The 18761-nt window shown below is 36.5% G+C and carries 10 protein-coding genes; all 10 read left to right on the top strand.

The window, feature by feature from the left end; all coding sequences use genetic code 11:
- Positions 1-8: 8 nt before the first annotated feature.
- The 10 genes from JST55_15060 to JST55_15015 all read left to right on the top strand — a co-directional run bounded on the left by JST55_15060 (position 9) and on the right by JST55_15015 (position 18733).
- Complete coding sequence (locus JST55_15060) at positions 9-4265, top strand: hypothetical protein (protein ID MBS1494832.1); 4257 nt, start codon at positions 9-11, stop codon at positions 4263-4265.
- A gap of 39 nt (positions 4266-4304) precedes the next feature.
- Positions 4305-6887 carry a hypothetical protein gene (locus tag JST55_15055; GenBank protein MBS1494831.1) on the top strand — a complete coding sequence of 861 codons (2583 nt, stop codon included), beginning with the start codon at positions 4305-4307 and terminating at the stop codon, positions 6885-6887.
- A 272-nt stretch (positions 6888-7159) separates the two neighbouring features.
- Positions 7160-7249: a K(+)-transporting ATPase subunit F gene (gene kdpF / locus JST55_15050; protein MBS1494830.1), complete on the top strand. Its 90-nt coding sequence runs from the start codon at positions 7160-7162 to the stop codon at positions 7247-7249.
- Between the two features lie 3 nt (positions 7250-7252).
- Positions 7253-8944 (top strand): potassium-transporting ATPase subunit KdpA, encoded by a 1692-nt coding sequence (gene kdpA, locus JST55_15045; GenBank protein MBS1494829.1) that lies wholly within the window; start codon positions 7253-7255, stop codon positions 8942-8944.
- 5 nt (positions 8945-8949) lie between these two features.
- Positions 8950-11025, top strand: a complete 2076-nt coding sequence (gene kdpB / locus JST55_15040; protein ID MBS1494828.1) for a potassium-transporting ATPase subunit KdpB — start codon at positions 8950-8952, stop codon at positions 11023-11025.
- A gap of 19 nt (positions 11026-11044) precedes the next feature.
- Positions 11045-11614, top strand: a complete 570-nt coding sequence (kdpC, locus tag JST55_15035) for a potassium-transporting ATPase subunit KdpC (protein MBS1494827.1) — start codon at positions 11045-11047, stop codon at positions 11612-11614.
- Positions 11615-11616: 2 nt separating this feature from the next.
- Positions 11617-14268, top strand: coding sequence for a sensor histidine kinase KdpD (locus JST55_15030; protein MBS1494826.1), 2652 nt, complete (start codon positions 11617-11619; stop codon positions 14266-14268).
- Entirely contained in the window at positions 14268-14960 is a 693-nt protein-coding gene (locus tag JST55_15025) for a response regulator (GenBank protein ID MBS1494825.1), read from the top strand. Before JST55_15030 ends, JST55_15025 begins: the two co-directional genes overlap by 1 nt.
- An 84-nt stretch (positions 14961-15044) precedes the next feature.
- On the top strand, positions 15045-18116 hold the full coding sequence (locus JST55_15020) for a hypothetical protein (protein ID MBS1494824.1): 3072 nt from the start codon (positions 15045-15047) through the stop codon (positions 18114-18116).
- Positions 18116-18733 carry a response regulator transcription factor gene (locus tag JST55_15015; protein MBS1494823.1) on the top strand — a complete coding sequence of 206 codons (618 nt, stop codon included), beginning with the start codon at positions 18116-18118 and terminating at the stop codon, positions 18731-18733. Before JST55_15020 ends, JST55_15015 begins: the two co-directional genes overlap by 1 nt.
- The last annotated feature ends 28 nt before the right edge of the window (positions 18734-18761 follow it).

The raw sequence follows: 18761 nt of genomic DNA, 5'->3' as shown, positions 1-18761 counted from the left end.
TTCCCCAAATGAAAAAAAATATTCTTTTTTTCTTTATAATTATTATAGTTTTTATTTCCGGTCAACTGTCCGCCCAGTCAGTTACTTTCAAAATGAAACGCCCGCCGTTGAATCAGCTTAAAGCTGCTGACCTTTGGAGCGCAACTATTATAAATTCAGGTGAAGCATTCACTGCTTACTTATATGGTTCGATGACTAATAATGAAAACGGTGAACTAATTGCAACGGGGCAGACGATGACCTTTGAAGTAAAGAAAGGGACTACAAACTTCAAAGTTTCTGATTTGCCGAGAATTCCTGATGTGAATTATACGGCGAAGGATGAGAAGTATAAAAAGTCATTTATGAACACCGGCGGCGCGCCTCCCGGAGATTACAAAATCTGCTGTGAACTCCGCTACACAAATAATACAGTTGCAGGTGAAGACTGCTTTGAACAAAAAATTATGGGCGGTGATGCGCCTCAGTTAATTTCTCCAAGGAATGATGAGGAATTAAAAATTGATAACCCGGTATTTACATGGATGCATATGAAAGGTCCGGGTTCGACAAGCACATATAAACTTAGAATCGTTGAGCTAAAAGGAGATGAATCTCCTGAAAACGCAATGCTGAAGAACAAAGCATTTTTTGAAAAAGAGGGAATCACTGCTCAGCTGTTTCAATATCCTGCTTCAGCATCAAAGTTTGAAGAAGGGAAAAAATACGCATGGCAGATTTCGGTAGGAGATTTAAAAAGTGAAGTTAACATCTTTGACAGATGGGGAAACGGAAAAGCGCCGGGAGTAACAAAATCACTTCCGACTTTCTGCAATGATTTTGAAAACAACAATATTTCGAATTGGTTGACATATAACAATTTTAACGGGGTAATTACAACACAAACTTCAAACTTGGTGATGTCAACGCCGGGCTCTAATACTCCTTCATCAAATTATGCTTTAAATATTACTGATGTATATGGCAGCACCTTCATTTATAATCCTGTGGATTTTGCAGGTGACTACACACAAAAGCTCGGAAATTGTTTGTGTTTCGATTTTAAACTGACCACAAATGATGAAGGAGCATTTGTTCATCCGAGAATTTTTCTTGTCCAGAATTTTAATACATCTCAGCCTATTGCATGGGGCACTAATCCTACATTAGCTGCGACTTTTACTGCAACTGCAACTATTACACAAAATTCAAACTGGGTTCATGTCTGCGCACCGATAGACTTATGTTCTAACGGTTCGCTTCCTTCAAACTCTGATGGAAGCTGGCAAATGCTTAACAATGGTACATGTAATGACTGGCAGACTTTACTTAGCAATGTATCCGGACTTATGTTCTCAGTGGATATGAGCGGATGGGGAGGCACAGAAATTTTTGATATTGATAATGTATGTATTACCAATTGTAGCTGGCCGCCCCCTTCAGGTGGAAATGTCTGCGATTCATTGAATGCTGTTGCAGTCAGTAATGCAGGACCTGTAGGAGGAGATTGCTGCTGGAGTTTAAATCTTTCGCAGCCTGTTAACATGAGTAATATAAACTCAGTTCAGTTTCTTGCTCTCTCTCCAAATTCATTTGTAACAGGAAGCTCGCACTTAGGAAGTTCATCAGGCTGGTTTACTTCTGTCAATAACGGTCAGGAGTTTACCGTTCGCAAAATGGGTACAGGAAGTATCCCGGGAGGTCCGCAGAACGGATTCTTTAATTTCTGTCTGAACAAACTTTCAAGTCCGCAGCACGTTGTAGTGAATTGGAAGAGTGATTCAACTATTGTCTGCTCTGATACAGTAACATTAAATTGTGAAATCCCCTGTGTTACTTTTACAAAAGATACAGTAACTTGTAACGGAAGCAATTATAATCTTAATTATTCATTTACGAATAATGCTACTTACGCAATAAATAAAATTGAAGTGAGCAGTGTTACGCCTTCATCTGTGACAGTAACTCCTAATCCATTAATATTATCAACTCCGGTAAATTCAGGAGCGACTACAAATCTCCCTGCTTTTACTTTAACGGGTGCAATTCCGGGAACTACAGTTTGTGTGAAGTTTAAATTCACGAGTCCCGATGGCTGCTGCTGGTGTTATGACAGTTTATGTGTTGTGATTCCTTCATGTGTTTGTAATGAAGTAGGAGCGACGCTTTCTTCATCTATCGGAGATCCTCTAAACTGCTGCTACAGTATAAATTTACAAAATAATTATCAGGCAAATTATTTTAATCAGGTAATGATACGAACTCTTGAGCCCGGAATATACTTCAGCACATGGAGTACAAACACAGCAAATAATTTTTATTCTTCAAATGTATATCCTGATAATGTAGTATATCTGTGGCATGACCCTGTAAATTACCCGAATAGTTATATACCTACAGGTAACTCTGCAAATGTTCTTAACTTCTGTCTCGGCGGTAATACAACTACAACACAGCATGTTCTTGTTGACTGGATGAGGAATGATTCTATAAAGTGCACTGATACGTTAACTTTGCATTGTACTCCGCTGCCGCCTCCTACTCCGTGCACTCAATTCATAAATGACACGCTAACATGTCTGCCAAACGGAACGTATCAATATACTTTCCATGTGAGAAATAATTCATCGCATACTACTACAGGATTCCAGATTAATCCTGTATCGCCGTCAGGACTGACATTTACTCCGTCTCCTGCTAATTTCAGTAATGTTACTCTTGGTCCGGGAATGATTTCTCCGCAGCAATCAATTATTATAAGCGGAGTAACTCCGGGCTCACAATTCTGTTTCAACATTTCATTGTATGAACATACTCTGATAGCAGGCCAGCAATGGTATGACTGGTGCTGTTACAGCACTGAAATCTGTAAGACTGCTCCAAGCTGCACGCCTGCTAACGAATGTAAATTTGAAGTTATGATTGACTCGGTAAAATGTAAACAAAATGCAGCGGGGCAATGGTATTACAATGTATCCACAAGAATAAATAATATGAGCGGCGCGCCGGCAACATTGAACAGTGTATTAGTAACTAACGGAACGATGAACTGCACGCCAACTAATCTTGCAACGGGAATGAATGTGCTTAACTGCGCTTATACATTTACAGGTGCAATTACAAATCCTGTATGCTTTACCTACAGAATACTCAGACCGGGCAGCGCCGATACCTGCAAATATAAAATATGCAGAGACCTGCCGAACTGCTCGCAGCCAAGCGGATGCAACTGCGGACAATGGCTGGAAATATGGGATGACAATCCGGGACATGCAAAAATTACAAGTACTGACGGAACGTATTATGTTGATTGCTTTGATAACAAAAATATCGGAACCCTTACAGCAGGAAATCAGATTAAATTCGAAGCAAGCTATCAGTGTAATCCATATACATGCGCAGCAGTGTATGACTGGGTTTTAAAAAATACCTCAACATCACAGGTTATACTTTCAGGTACTAATGCTTCAATGCCTTTAACGTTTACTCCGCCTTCAGGTATTGCTGCAAATTATCAGTTCGTTGTCACTCCAATATGCGGTAGCAATAAATGTGACCCTTGCGGATTCTATTTTAGAACAAAAGTGAAACAGGATTGTGACTGCGGCGAATGGAAGAGCAAAGAAATACAGGTTAAAATAAATGAGAAAGAAGCGCATCCATTGATGTGCGGAGATGAATTAACATTAGATGCCGGCTCTCTTTTAAAATTAAAATTTCCTGATTTTGCCTGTAAACCTAAGGACTGCGGAGCAACGTATAAGTGGGATTTGCGAAGAGAAGAACATTCAGTTCTTTCGGATGACGGTAATTCATTCAAGAATGAATTCACCGAAGAAGGTATGTATACGCTTTCCTTTAAAGCATATTGCGGAGGCAAGCTGTGCGATTCATGTTTTATAAAAATAAAAGTGACGAAGGTAAGCCAAACAGGCTGCGATTGCGGACCTAAAGAATATGGAGGACAGATTTTATTTGATACTTACAAAATTAATTGCGGAGTAAATCCCGCAAATGTAATTTTCGCTCCGGGTAATCATACAATTACTGGTCCTTCGTATGTATGCTCAACTACTCAGAACTGTTCACCTGTTTATACATCAACCCTTATAAAAGACGGTGTTCAGATTTTTACTCACACAGGTAATATTTTTGCGGCTAATTTTATGACTAACGGAAATGCAAATTCAACATATACAATAAAATTTTCGGTTACCTGCGGCGGAAAAGAATGCGGTACCTGCCAGACAAGTGTTGTTGTGGGGAATAATACCGGTATAAAGTAAATGAGAATACTGAACATATAAATTTTAAAAAAAAATAAAATGAAAGTTTTTAAAATATTATTAGTGATTATTGTATTGTTGCTCATTTCGGATATCTGTTATTCACAGGTATCTGCAATACTCCGTCCGCCCCCGCCGTTTCAGTTCAAGGCATCGGACTTATGGAGAGTGAGCCTAACAAATTCAGGAGCGCCTGTTGAGGTTTATCTGAAAGCCATAGTAACAAAAAGTACGTCAGTACTTGTGGAAGCTACATCGTCTAAATTTATTCTTCAGACATCTTTAGTGCCAAAACTTGTAGATGCTGCATCAATCTCTCCCATTGATTTAAAGAAAAACTCAACTGAAGTGGATGATGCATTTAAAACTACAGGCTCGCTTCCATCAGGAAAATATAATATATGTATTTATGTTTATTCATCGGCAGGCAATACAGTTCTTTCACAGTATTGTATTGATATTGAAGTGCTTCAGACAATAAAAGGAGAATTAATATCTCCAAGAGATTTGGAAGATATAAAAATCCCTCTACCTATATTTAACTGGATGCCTCCTTCTCCAATTACTCCGGGCAATATTGTTACTTACGAAATTAATATTGTAGAAATTCTTGAAAGACAGACGGCATATTATGCAATGAGCGCAAATCCCTATATTTATTTTAAGAAAAATATAAGTACGGGAATATTTCAGTATCCGATAGCGGCATTACCATTGGAAAATGGCAGAAGATATGCATGGCGAGTTAAAACTTATCTTAACGGTAGCCTGCTTTCAGAAAGTGAAGTGAGAGAATTTTCTTACAACGGAAAATCCGTTTCATCTAAAGATTTCAATGCTGATGCAAAGAAAAAATTCATTGAGGAAAGCAGAACGTTTATTGAGATGCCTTCAACTATTAAACCTAAACCCGGCAGCGGCGGATTTACAAGTTTATCGGGCTACAAAAAAATGAATCTCACTGCACCTGAATATATTGATGTTGGAAAAGATATTAGAAGAGAACTTTCTGAATCTCCTTTTAAATTCTCAGGAAGTTATGACATATCAGGTAAATTTACCGACAGGCAAAAAACAGGTTCACAAATTCCGCGTAACTTACTGAGTGTAAAATTTGATCCGACTATCTCTATATATAATCTGCCATTCACTTTCAATTTTTACTATGATACGCAGCAGCAGGATTTTAAACAGAACATTAACAGTATTGCTTTGCTCTTTGACCCTGCTAAGCTGAAAGAAATGGTATCAAATCAGGTTGAAGAAAAGAAAAAAAGTGCTATGGGACTTTTAAAGGTTTTCTCTGATATCAAAACTCTTGGTATTGGGGAAACATATCCAAGCTATTCAAAATATATTCTGAACGGAACGAAAGTTACAGGACTGGATTTAGAATATAATCCGGGGCTGTTTTACCTTGCCGTCTCCGGATTAAAAAATCTTGATGCAATTGATTCAGTCAGCTTTGGAAGAAAACTCTGGGCAGGGAAAATCGGTGTCGGAGCAAAAGATGATTCTCATTTTCATATCACAATGATGAAGGCGAAGGATAATATAAATTCACTGGATATAAACGATACTTTGAAGGTCACATCAAGAATGTCTCCTATGGAAAATGTTATTGTTGGAACTGACGGAAAAATAAAATTATTAAAAGACAGGATAAGCATAAAAGGAGAATTCTCCGGTTCTGTTATCACGGATGATTTAAGAGCGCCGGATTTAATAAGCGATGATATTCCGGGCATAGCAAAAGACTTCATCAGCATAAAGATGGGCACTCATTATGATTTGATGTACAATATTGAATCGGTTATAAATATCCCTGAGTCAAACACAAAATTAAAAGGCGGGTACAAGTATATAGGTCTTGGATATTCTTCTCTCGGAGCGCCTTCTATGACTAATGGAATTAAAGGATTTAATATAGGTATTGACCAATACCTCGCTGAAAAGAAAATTAATTTGAAGTTATCAACTGAGTTTTTAAGAAGTGAAAAAGCTTCAATGGATAAGAGCAAAGTTGATTTCGGTCTCAGTATGTTTTTTGATGAAGCGCCTTATCTTATCATAAATTACACACCATATTCAGAGAAGAACGATGCAGCTATCGACTCATTAAAAATTGATAATTCCGCTTCAGCATTTTCACTCACAACAGGAATTAATTTACCTGTAAAGAATTATACTCTGGGAACAATGATATCTTTATCAAGCCAAAGCAATCAATCAAAGAAAAGGGCAGGGGACTTTACTATTTATAATTTTCTGTTTAACGAGACGATATCTTTTGAATCTCCATTAAGCATAACGGCTGGAATGAACATTACTGCAATAAATTCCGTTCTGACTGACACATTATCACCGGCTAATACTTACTCATACGATTTAAGCAGCAGCCTGACATTGTTTGAAAAATGGAATAATACACTGGCATTCAGTTACCAAAAGACTTCGGGATTGAACTCTAATGTTGTGCTGTCTTTAAATTCATCATTTCCGGTTTATAAATTCGGAAATTTATCAGTAAGTGTAATGAAAAATTTTTACAGGGAAGTTGTATATAATGAAGGTGATAACAACGATATTATTTTCAGGGCAACGCTTTCTAAAAGCTGGTAAAAGCTTTTGTCATGTTTGCAAACTAACCCTCTCAGGATATTAATCTTGAGGGGGTTTATTTTTGATTTCAAAAGATAATCAGATGATTCTGTGTCATTTCAGCACTTCCAATATATGCTCCAATTATATTGAATGTAAAAATCTTCTTCCGTCGTTTAGTCCTTTATATATAATCCCTTCTATTTCTTTATAAAATTTTTATACTTCCGCCTCAACATTTTATTTTTTACTTACATTAGTAAAAGTAATTTTGTATAACAAAAACAATTATTATGGAATGGCAATATTTTGCAGGATTAATTTTAGTAGCTTTACTGCTGGTTTATTTAGTGTACGTAATTTTCAAACCTGAAAAATTTTAGCATATGAAAACTTTAGATTATATTCAGGTAATATCTTACATTTTAGCAATTACCGCAATTACTCCTTTACTGGGGAAATTTATGTTTAGTGTTTTTTCCGGAAAGAGAAATTTCTTAACTCCGGTTTTCGGAAAGCTTGAACAGTATTTATATAAATTTTTCAAAATAAATCCGGACGAAGAAATGAACTGGAAGAAATATCTCTTCGCAGTTCTTACTTTTAATTTCGCCGGATTTCTTTTCGTGCTTTTACTTCAGCTTGTTCAGCAATGGCTGCCTTTCAATCCTGAAGGATTATCAAGCGTACCTTTCCACCTTGCGCTGAACACAGCAATCAGCTTTACGACTAACACGAACTGGCAGTCATACGGCGGTGAAACTACAATGAGTTATGCTACACAAATGCTTGGGTTAGGGGTGCAAAATTTCCTGAGTGCAGCAACGGGCATTTCTGTACTGCTCGCTTTGGCGAGAGGGATTACTTTTAAACTTAGTGATAAGCTTGGGAATTTCTGGGTCGATATGGTCCGCTCCACGGTATATGTTCTATTGCCGTTATCAATTTTGCTTTCTGTTGTTTTAATGGGGCAAGGCGTAGTTCAATCGTTTTCTCCCTATGAAAAAATTAAAACAATAGAAGGAGCGGAGCAGACAATCCCGGAAGGTCCGGCTGCGTCACAAATTGCAATCAAGCAATTAGGTACGAACGGCGGAGGATTTTTTAATACAAACAGTACGCATCCATTTGAAAATCCTACACCTCTATCAAACATGCTTGAGATGCTTGCGATATTACTAATTCCTGCTGCGCTTACTTATACTTTCGGTCTTATGACAGGCTCTAAAAAACAGGGATGGATTTTATTCACTGTAATGATGATACTTTTTCTAATGGGACTTGCAGGTTCGTTAATATCAGAAAATATTTATAACCCTATACTGCAAACAGCTTCAAATCTCGAAGGAAAAGAATTACGCTTCGGAATTACAAATAGTGTAATATGGTCAACTGCAACTACGGCCGCATCTAACGGTTCAGTAAATGCTATGCATAGCAGCCTATCACCATTAGCAGGAATGGTCGCTATGATAAACATTATGCTCGGTGAAATTATTTTTGGCGGAGTTGGTTCGGGTTTATACGGAATGCTGATATTTGTTTTGCTCACTGTATTCATTGCAGGACTTATGGTTGGCCGCACACCGGAATATCTCGGTAAAAAAATTGAATCACTTGATATAAAAATGAGTGTAGTCGCAGTGTTACTCCCAAGCGCAATGATATTAATATTTTCAGCAATTGGTTCGGTATCTAATATAGGACTCTCCAGTCTGGCAAATAGCGGAGCGCACGGATTCTCAGAAATCCTCTATGCATTTACTTCGGCTTCGGGAAATAATGGAAGCGCGTTTGCAGGTCTGAATGCAAACACAGTTTTTTATAATCTTGCGTTAGGACTTGCGATGATTGTAGGAAGGTTTGGAGTAATAGTTCCCGTAATGGTAATCGCAGGAAATCTTGTAAAGAAAAACAAATCACCTGAAAGCGCCGGAACATTTTCCACTGATAATTACGTATTTGCAATTTTACTCATTAGTGTGATTCTGATAGTTGGCGGATTAACATTTTTCCCGGCTCTTAGCTTAGGACCTATAGTGGAACATTTATTAATGAAAACGGGAATAGCTTTTTAAATTATATGGATAACAATAAAACTTTTAACGGAGTAATAATTAAGCAGGCAATATTTGATGCATTCAAAAAACTAAATCCTGCAGTGCTGTATAAAAATCCTGTGATGTTTATTGTAGAGATAGGAGCAATATTTACGTCGCTTGTTCTTTCATCACAGTTTTCATTATTCAATCTGCAAATTTCTATATGGCTCTGGTTCACAGTACTCTTTGCAAATTTTGCAGAGGCAGTTGCAGAAGGAAGAGGAAAAGCTCAGGCAGATACTTTACGCAAAGCAAGAAAATTTACAACAGCAAGAAGACTAAAGGATGAAAAAAAAGATGGCACAGAAGAAGTTGTCGATGCAGGTGATTTGAAAAAAGGTGACATCGTAATTTGTGAAGCTCATGACATTATACCAATGGACGGAGAAGTTATTGACGGAGTTGCAAGCGTGGATGAATCTGCAATCACAGGTGAATCTGCTCCGGTAATCCGCGAGAGCGGTGGTGACAGAAGCGCAGTTACCGGCGGCACAAAAGTTATAAGTGATAGAATCGTCATAAGAATAACTGCCGAGCCCGGAAATACTTTCATGGATAAATTAATTTTATTAATAGAAGGCGCGAAGAGACAGAAGACTCCGAATGAAATAGCATTAACAATTTTACTTGCAGGGCTTACAATTGTTTTCTTATTCGCAGTTGCAACGTTGCCGTCATTTTTCTCATACAGTTTAGCAGCATCAGGATTAGGCGAGCAAAATAATTTATCTGTAACAGTCCTTGTATCATTATTGGTTTGCCTTATACCAACTACAATCGGAGGACTTTTAAGTGCAATTGGAATCAGCGGCATGGATAGATTAGTTAAACGTAATGTAATTGCAACAAGCGGTAGGGCAGTTGAAGCAGCCGGTGACTTAGACGTTTTATTACTGGATAAAACAGGAACAATTACTTTAGGAAACAGAATGGCAACGGAATTTATTCCTGCTCCCGGGGTGAAAGCAGAAACACTTGCAGAGGCAGCAATGCTTTCTTCTATATCCGATGAAACACCTGAAGGTCGCTCAATAATTAAATTAGCAAAAGAGCAGTTCAATCTTCACTCAAAGGAAATGATTCCGGAGCATGTTAACTTTATTTTATTCTCAGCAGAAACAAGAATGAGCGGAATAGATTTTAAGGATGGAGATAATAAGAGAGAAATAAGAAAAGGCGCAGCAGATGCAATCGAAAAATATATTACAGGAGTAAACGGAATTTATAGCGGTGATGTAAAAAACATCGTACAGAATATTGCAAAGGACGGCGCTACTCCTTTAGTTGTATCTGAAAATAATAAAGTGCTTGGTGTAATCAGACTGAAAGATATTGTCAAAGGCGGAATAAAAGAACGCTTTGCTCAGTTGAGAAAAATGGGTATTAAAACCGTGATGATAACAGGTGATAATCCTTTAACGGCAGCAGCTATTGCAGCGGAAGCAGGTGTTGATGATTTTCTCGCAGAAGCAAAACCTGAGGATAAATTAAAAAGAATCCGTGATGAACAGGCGGGCGGACATTTGATAGGAATGATTGGTGACGGTACAAATGACGCTCCCGCACTTGCACAGGCAGATGTTGGTATAGCAATGAATTCAGGTACTCAGGCCGCAAGAGAAGCAGGGAACATGGTTGACTTAGACAGCAATCCAACAAAACTTATTGAAGTAGTTGAAGTCGGAAAGCAGTTATTAATGACGCGCGGCTCGCTTACCACGTTTAGTATTGCCAACGACGTTGCAAAATATTTTGCAATTCTTCCTGCATTGTTTTCGATTTTGTATGCAGTCGGCGGGGGAGTCGGACCTCTTGATGCCTTAAATATTATGAAGCTTGAATCACCACAGAGTGCAATACTCAGCGCAGTTATATTTAATGCAATTATAATTATTCTTTTGATTCCATTGGCATTGAGAGGAGTGAAGTACAGACCGTTAGGCGCAGCGAGTGTATTGAAAAGAAATATTTTAATTTACGGATTGGGCGGATTGATAATTCCATTTGTAGGCATAAAGTTAATTGATTTACTTATCACAGCTATAAAATTAGTTTAATTTTTTTAAAAGATTTGAAATGAAAACATTTATTATATCATTAAAGGCAGTTCTAATATTAACGATTATTACGGGAGTGTTATATCCGTTGTTAATTTTTGGAATAGGAAAAGCTGCTTTTCAAAACCAGGCAAACGGAAGTTTAATAAGTAAAGACGGTAAAGTTATCGGTTCAGAATTAATCGGTCAGACATTTGACAGCACAATTTATTTTCACTCACGACCATCAGCAATCTGCTACCAGCCTATGCCTTCATCAGGAAGCAACCTTGGACCGATAAGCTTAGTATTACAGCAAAGAGTTGATTCATTAAGAAAGGCATATATAGATTATAACGGCTTACCGGCAAATACGAATGTTCCTTCCGATGCAATATTTGCTTCGGGCAGCGGAATTGATCCGCATATAAGTTTAGAAAATGCAAATTTGCAGATTGATAGAATTGTTAAAGCAAGAGGATTTGACTCAAACAAAAAAGCAAAACTAACTGAACTTGTAAAAAAACTAACTGAAGCCCCTCAGCTTGGATTTTTAGGAGAAGTCAGAATTAATGTCCTTAAATTAAATATTGAGTTAGATAAATTGTAGATATGGAAGATGCATCCAGACCAAATCCCGATGAACTTCTTGCTCAGATAAAAACTTCAGAGCAGAAAGAAAAAAAAGGTAAGCTGAAAATTTACCTGGGGATGAGTGCAGGTGTCGGTAAGACATTTGCAATGCTGCAGGATGCAAGCATGGCATACGGGCGTAAGGTTGATGTTTTAATCGGCTATGTTGAAACGCATAAACGCTCAGATACAGAATTTCTTCTCTTTCACTTACCGCAGTTAGACCGCAAAAAAATACAGTACAAAGGCTTTGAGCTTGAAGAGATGGATATTGATGAAATCTTAAAGCGAAAGCCTAAGCTTGTAGTTGTAGATGAACTTGCCCACACAAACGCTCCCGGCAGCAGACATAAAAAAAGATATTTAGATGTACTTGAGCTTCTCGATAACGGCATAGATGTATTCACTGCATTGAATGTGCAGCATCTTGAAAGTCTGGCAGATACTGTAAGCCAGATAACGGGAATTATCATAAAAGAAAAAGTCCCGGATTCTATTCTTGAGGCGGCTGACGAAATAGAGCTTGTAGACATTTCTCCTGATGAATTATTGCAGAGACTTGCTGACGGAAAAGTTTACACTGCAGATAAAACTCAGGATGCAGTAAATAATTTTTTTAGGAAGGGAAACCTCAGCGCGCTCAGAGAGCTTGCATTAAGACTTACTGCTGACAGAGTTGATAAGCAGGTAAGGCATTACATGCAGGAGAATAAAATTGCCGGTCCATGGAAATCTACACAGAGAATCTTAATAGGGATAAGTGCAAGTCCTAACTCAATTGATTTAGTAAGATGGGCTCGTCGCATAGCTTATACTATGGAGGCAAGCTGGATTGCCGTTAATGTAGAAACTCCGAAAACTTTAACCGAGGAAGAAAAAAAATCTTTAAACAAAAATATAGAGCTTGCGAAGGAACTTGGTGCTGAGGTAATTTCCACGGTAGATGTTGATGTTGTAAACGGATTATTAAGAATTGCAAAAAGGGAGAACGTATCACATATAGTTATTGGAAAATCTCATCATGAAAATTTCTTTCACAGATTATTCAGTAAAGATATTGTCAGCCGATTAATAAATGAAAGCGGAAAGATAGATGTTTATATAGCTTCCGGTGATAGTGTTGTTGATGAAAAGAAAAAATTATTTACATTACCTGAAGCGGAATCGGGGTTTTCAAAGTATCTTCTTTCAACATCGATTGTTTTTGTTACTGCAGCAATATGTTATATCTTTAGTTCCTTTTTAGGATATCAGACTATTGCACTCATATTTTTATTTATAGTTTGTTTAATGCCGCTGATACTGGGACCCGGTCCCGTTTTATTAGCAGCAGTTTTAAGTCCGCTTATATGGAATTTCTTTTTTGTCCCTCCTCATTTTACATTAAACATAAGCAGAACTGAAGACATACTCACGTTTATTATGTTCTTTATTGTAGCTTATGTAACAGGAGTTCTTACTACAAGGATAAGACAAAGGGAACGCTCGGTCAGGCAGAGAGAAGAAAGAGCAGTTGCCCTGTACAATCTTGCAAATGATTTATCACAGGCGAATAATCTGGAAGAGGTAATAAACTACTCAATAAAAAATTTGAAGAAAGTTTTTGAATGTGATGTAGTGATATTTATAACTGATGAAAAATCAAACGATGTTAAACAATTTGTAGTTAACGGGACAGAAATAATTTCAGAGAAAGAACTAAGCGTCGCCCAGTGGATTTATTCTAACGGGAAAAGAGCAGGAAGATTTACGGATTCACTTACCTCTGCAGAATATGTCTATTATCCACTAAAAAACCAAAGAGGTACTTATGGAGTTGCCGGACTAAAAATCCAAAACGAAAATTTTTATCATGAGCATGAAACTCTAATTGATAATTTTATGAATCAGATTGCGGGAGCAGTGGAAAGAGAATTTCTGAATCAGAAGGCGAATAAGACTTTAGTACTTGAAGAATCAGAAAAACTTTACAAAACACTGTTTGACAGTTTATCACATGAGTTGAAAACTCCTATTGCTGCTATAATGGGTTCATCTAATCTGCTGCTTAATATCAAATCTGAAAACAGTGAAGAGATAAGAGTGCAGTTATGTAATGAGATTCATACTGCGTCGTTAAGATTAAACAGACTGGTTGAAAATTTACTTGATATGGCAAGACTTGAGTCAGGTAAGCTTGTTCCTAATTTTAACTTGTATGAAGTAACCGATTTGATAAATTCAGCTTTAAAAGATTTTGACAGTGAACAAAGCCGACATGAAATTACCATATCAATACCTGAAAAAATGCCGCTCATGAAAATTGATTTCGGACTTATGGAGCAGGTGATAAAAAATCTTTTTCAAAATGCATTGATATATACGCAGGAAGATTCTAAAATTGAAGTACAGGCTTCTTACGATGAAAAATTCGGATACATAATGATTTCCGATAACGGTAAAGGTATTCCGGATAAAGATATTCAGAATATTTTCGATAAATTTTACAGAGTGAATAACAAAATTGCCGGCGGTACGGGACTGGGGCTTTCAATTTCAAAAGGAATTGTCGAAGCAATGAAGGGGACTATATCAGTTGAGAATAAGAAGACAGGCGGTTTGAAATTTACAATAAAACTTCCATTAAACTAATGAGCATACCAAAAAATATATTGGTTATCGATGATGAGATACAGATAAGACGTCTGCTGAAGATCGGACTGGAGGATTCAGGCTACTCTGTATTTGATGCCGAAGACGGGAAAAAAGGAATTCAGGAATTGATAAATCACAAGCCTTCAATTGTGCTTCTTGATTTAGGTCTGCCTGATGAAGACGGTTTATTGGTATTAAAAAAAATCCGTGAGTTTTCAGATGTGCCCGTTATAATTTTATCAGTAAGGAATTCCGAGAAAGATATTATCTCTGCATTGGATTCGGGCGCAAATGATTATATAACAAAGCCCTTTAACATAGGAGAGCTTCTTGCAAGGATAAGGGCAAGCTTAAGATATTATCAGCCGGAGCAGACGAATCCTGTTTTTACCAACGGAGATATTTCAGTTGATTTCTCCACCCGGACAGTAAAGAATAAAGATGAGATAATAAAGCTTACCACAACAGAATTTTCACTTCTTACTTTATTTATTCGCAATGCCGGAAAAGTTTTAACTCACCAATATATACTGAAAGAAGTCTGGGGAAAGCCATTCTCCGATGAAACTCAGTACCTTCGTGTTTATATAGCTCAGCTAAGAAAGAAATTTGAAGCTGACCATACTAAGCCAAAAATTTTTATTACAGAATCGGGTGTGGGGTATAGGATGACATTACCCGAATACTGAGTACAAATTTTATACTTCAGGATATTAATTATCATCTCATAAATATGAGATTGATTATTGATTGATAATTATGAAAATTTAAGTATGAGAATTTTGTATTCTGTGCTTTTGTTTATCTGCATTTGTTTAAATCAGAAACTTAAAGCTGATGAGTTTAAAGTTGAGAAAATTGAAAGTGCCGGCGGTTTCCCGTCAAATTTAGTTTTCAAAATTTATCAGGATAGCAAAGGATTTATCTGGTTTGGTACTATGTACGGTTTATACAGATATGACGGAGTAAATTATATTTCATACCGCTATAATCCATTCGATTCAACTTCTATTGGTAACGACGATGTCATCAGCATTTTTGAAGACAGCCGGGGATATATGTGGTTCGGTACCTACCTAGGAGGAGTGAGCCGTTACGATGCAAAAACTTCTTCATTCATTCGTTTTATTCATAAGGAAAACTCAAACAGCATTTGTGATAATACGGTCTGGGCAATTACAGAAGATAAGAAAGGTGTACTATGGTTTGGCACTCAGAACGGTTTGAGCAAATTTGAAAACAATACATTTACAACTTATCGTAATTTCAATGGGAATACTAAGAGCAATTATATTCTGTCTCTTACATCAGATAAGCAAAATAATTTGTGGATTGGCAGTTACATGGGAGGATTATTCAGATTAAATCCTGAACGAAATAAGTTTGATAATTTCAAAAGAAATATTGAACAAGATTCAATAAACGGAAATGTTGTAAGGGAACTTTACTGCGATAGGAAGGGAAATTTATGGTTGGGAATGATACAACGCGGAGTCTGTATGTTAACAGCCGGAGACTTAGAAAAAGGACAATATAAATTTAATAAAAGATTATTTGATTCCACCGTTTCAAACTCTACAGGAAACTCTACCGTGCAGGTAATAGATGAGGACAGGAACGGTAACTTATTGTTCACTTCAGCCAATTATATTTACCGGTACAACTCTGAGCAATCAAAATTTTCAAAAACAGTTTTATCATCTGAAGGCAAAGTGACTTCTGAAAGCATTGCTATGATATGTGATATATCGAATTGCATATGGGTAAGCTCTTATGAAAACTGCTTATATAAAATCGTAAACAGCAATGAAAATTTCACAAGTATTTCTGAAGCATTATACGGGACAAATCTGGGAAGCGTGAAATCATTTTTACGTGATGATGGAAAGGGAATACTTTGGATAGGAAGTAATACAGGTTTATTTGAATTTGAAGAGACAAGTAAAAAATTATCTCAGGTAATTTTAAAAAATAAAAATATATCGGTTAATGCAATAGTAAGAAATGGTGATGAGCTGTACTTAGGCACAGATAACGGAATCATAAATATAACGGGGAGCAAGGAAGAAAAACTATTTTTCTCCGGAATTGCCTTTACAAAACTTATCTCAGATGGGAATAATATAACAGCAGGAACCCAAAACGGAATTTATTTTATAAATCCTGTTTCATTTGATACTCTCGCCTATAGAAACGAACCGGACAATAAAAGCAGTTTGAGCGATAATATAATTTTATCACTCTATAAAGATAATGGAAATAATATCTGGGCAGGTACCTATGCCGGACTGAATAAATATAACAAAGATAAAAATAATTTTACCAGATTTGCTAAAATTCTCAACGATACAAATACATTAAGCAATAATTATGTTTATTCTATTCTGCAAAAAGATGAAAACAATTTATATCTTGGAACTGCGGGAGGAGTTAACATTTTTAATTTCAAAGAAAATAAAGTTCGTTTAATTAGAGAGAGTAATATTCAAAACTCAGTTGTCAATTCACTTCTCATCTATAATAATTACATGTGGATGGGAACAAACAACGGATTGGCAAGAATGAATTTATCAAATTCTACTGTTAAGTTTTATTCTGAAGGAATAAATAATAGTATTTTTAATCCAGGGGCTATAATTAAAACAGAGCAGGGAACTATTCTTGCGGGCAGCAGAACGGGATTGGTTATGTTTAATCCCAATGATTTTAAAACTGATACAACTAAGCCGGTAATTTCATTTGCCAATCTGAAAATATATAATGAATCTGTCAACAATAAATCATCTGAAAATAAAATTGAAAATTTAGATTTATCCCGATTACAAAAAATTGAACTTAATTATACAGAGAATAATTTGCAGGTTGATTTTGCTTTGATGGATTTTAATAATACCCCAAAAAATCTGTATGAATATAGACTTGAAGGCATTGATGATAACTGGATTGCAGCGGGAAATAAAAATTACGTGTTTTATTCTAATCTGAATCCCGGCGATTACGAATTAAAAATCCGGGGAGTAAACTATGATGGTGTTAAGAGTGAAGAGAAATCTTTGCTGCTAATCATTCGTCCTCCTTTCTGGAGAACTTTATGGTTTTATATTTTTATTTCAATATTAGGCATTGCAGTAATTTTCATAATGTACAGATACAGGTTACAAAAAAATATTAAATTGGCATTAGAGATTGAACATGCAAAAGAAGAAGAACGTGAAAAGTGGCGTGAACAGGCATCAATAGATTATCATGACGAGCTTGGTCATAAGCTTACAAGAATTTCAATGTATTCCAGAAGAGTTCTGAAAAGAATGAACGGCTCTGCAAATGAAATCGGTGAAGATGTTAACAATATTATTGAAACCTCGAACAGCCTGCGTATGAGCGCGCGGGATTTGATTTGGTCTCTGAATCCATCTGAGGATTCTCTCTATGATTTTATTACCCGTGTAAATCTTTTTGCGGATGAACTGTTTGAAAACTCAGATATAAAATATCATAAGAGTGAAAACAATCCGGAATGGAAATCAATTGAACTCAAAATGGATGTAAAACGTCAGATGCTGTTTGTAATAAAAGAAGCTATGAATAATGCTTTAAAATATTCTCAGGCAGAAAATATCCGGTTCACTGTTTCTAATGAAGATGAAAGATTGAAAATTGAAATTATTGATGACGGCACAGGATTTGAAAATAAAACAGAGTACTCGGGGTACGGTTTACTGAATATGCAGAAGCGGGCAAAGAAAGCTGGATTTAATTTGGAAATTATTTCTTCAATCGGAAGAGGAACTAAAATTGTAATTTATAATGTAGTATATTCTATTCATTCAAATAAAATTGTGTAATGTTAAAAGTCGCCTTGATAGAAGATGATAAGTTAATAAGAACTGAGCTTGAACAAATGCTGAACGGCTCGGGTACCTGCCAATGCGTTGGCTCTTTTATGAATTGCGAAACAGCGTTAAAGGAAATCGGAAAGAGTGAACCTGATGTAATTTTACTTGATATAGAACTTCCGGGAATATCCGGAATTGAAGGAATAAAAAAAATAAAAGATATTTTACCCGAGTGTGATATCATCATGCTTACAGTACATGAAGAATCGGAATCTATTTTTAATGCATTAAAGAAAGGAGCAGTCGGCTACCTCGATAAAAGCGCCAGTGAAGAAAAAATTCTCCATGCAATTGCCGATGTGTATGACGGCGGTTCACCTATGACTCCGCGTATTGCAAGAAAAGTATTAGGTTCATTTAAAGAAAGCGAAAGCACTTTGTTAACTGATAGGGAAAAAGATGTGCTCGAATCTCTATGTAACGGCAACTCATATAAAGAAATAGCTTACAAGCTAAAGATTACAGTCGGCACAGTCCGCCATCATATAAAAAATATTTATTCTAAGCTTCACGTCCACTCAAAATCAGAAGCTGTGGCAAAGGCAATTAAAGAAAAACTGGTCTAAAATGTGATATTAATCCTACCCATACATA

This window comes from Bacteroidota bacterium, assembly GCA_018266835.1.
GTDB lineage: Bacteria > Bacteroidota > Ignavibacteria > Tepidaquicellales > Tepidaquicellaceae > JAFDZO01.
This window is presented reverse-complemented; position numbering and strand designations above follow the sequence as displayed.

Excerpts from the sequence above, each read along its gene's own strand:
- JST55_15020 (MBS1494824.1), top strand. The coding sequence starts at position 15,045 with ATGAGAATTTTGTATTCTGTGCTTTTGTTTATCTGCATTTGTTTAAAT.
- JST55_15030 (MBS1494826.1), top strand. The coding sequence starts at position 11,617 with ATGGAAGATGCATCCAGACCAAATCCCGATGAACTTCTTGCTCAGATA.
- JST55_15055 (MBS1494831.1), top strand. The coding sequence starts at position 4,305 with ATGAAAGTTTTTAAAATATTATTAGTGATTATTGTATTGTTGCTCATT.
- kdpF (MBS1494830.1), top strand. The coding sequence starts at position 7,160 with ATGGAATGGCAATATTTTGCAGGATTAATTTTAGTAGCTTTACTGCTG.
- JST55_15025 (MBS1494825.1), top strand. The coding sequence starts at position 14,268 with ATGAGCATACCAAAAAATATATTGGTTATCGATGATGAGATACAGATA.
- JST55_15015 (MBS1494823.1), top strand. The coding sequence starts at position 18,116 with ATGTTAAAAGTCGCCTTGATAGAAGATGATAAGTTAATAAGAACTGAG.
- kdpA (MBS1494829.1), top strand. The coding sequence starts at position 7,253 with ATGAAAACTTTAGATTATATTCAGGTAATATCTTACATTTTAGCAATT.
- JST55_15060 (MBS1494832.1), top strand. The coding sequence starts at position 9 with ATGAAAAAAAATATTCTTTTTTTCTTTATAATTATTATAGTTTTTATT.
- kdpC (MBS1494827.1), top strand. The coding sequence starts at position 11,045 with ATGAAAACATTTATTATATCATTAAAGGCAGTTCTAATATTAACGATT.
- kdpB (MBS1494828.1), top strand. The coding sequence starts at position 8,950 with ATGGATAACAATAAAACTTTTAACGGAGTAATAATTAAGCAGGCAATA.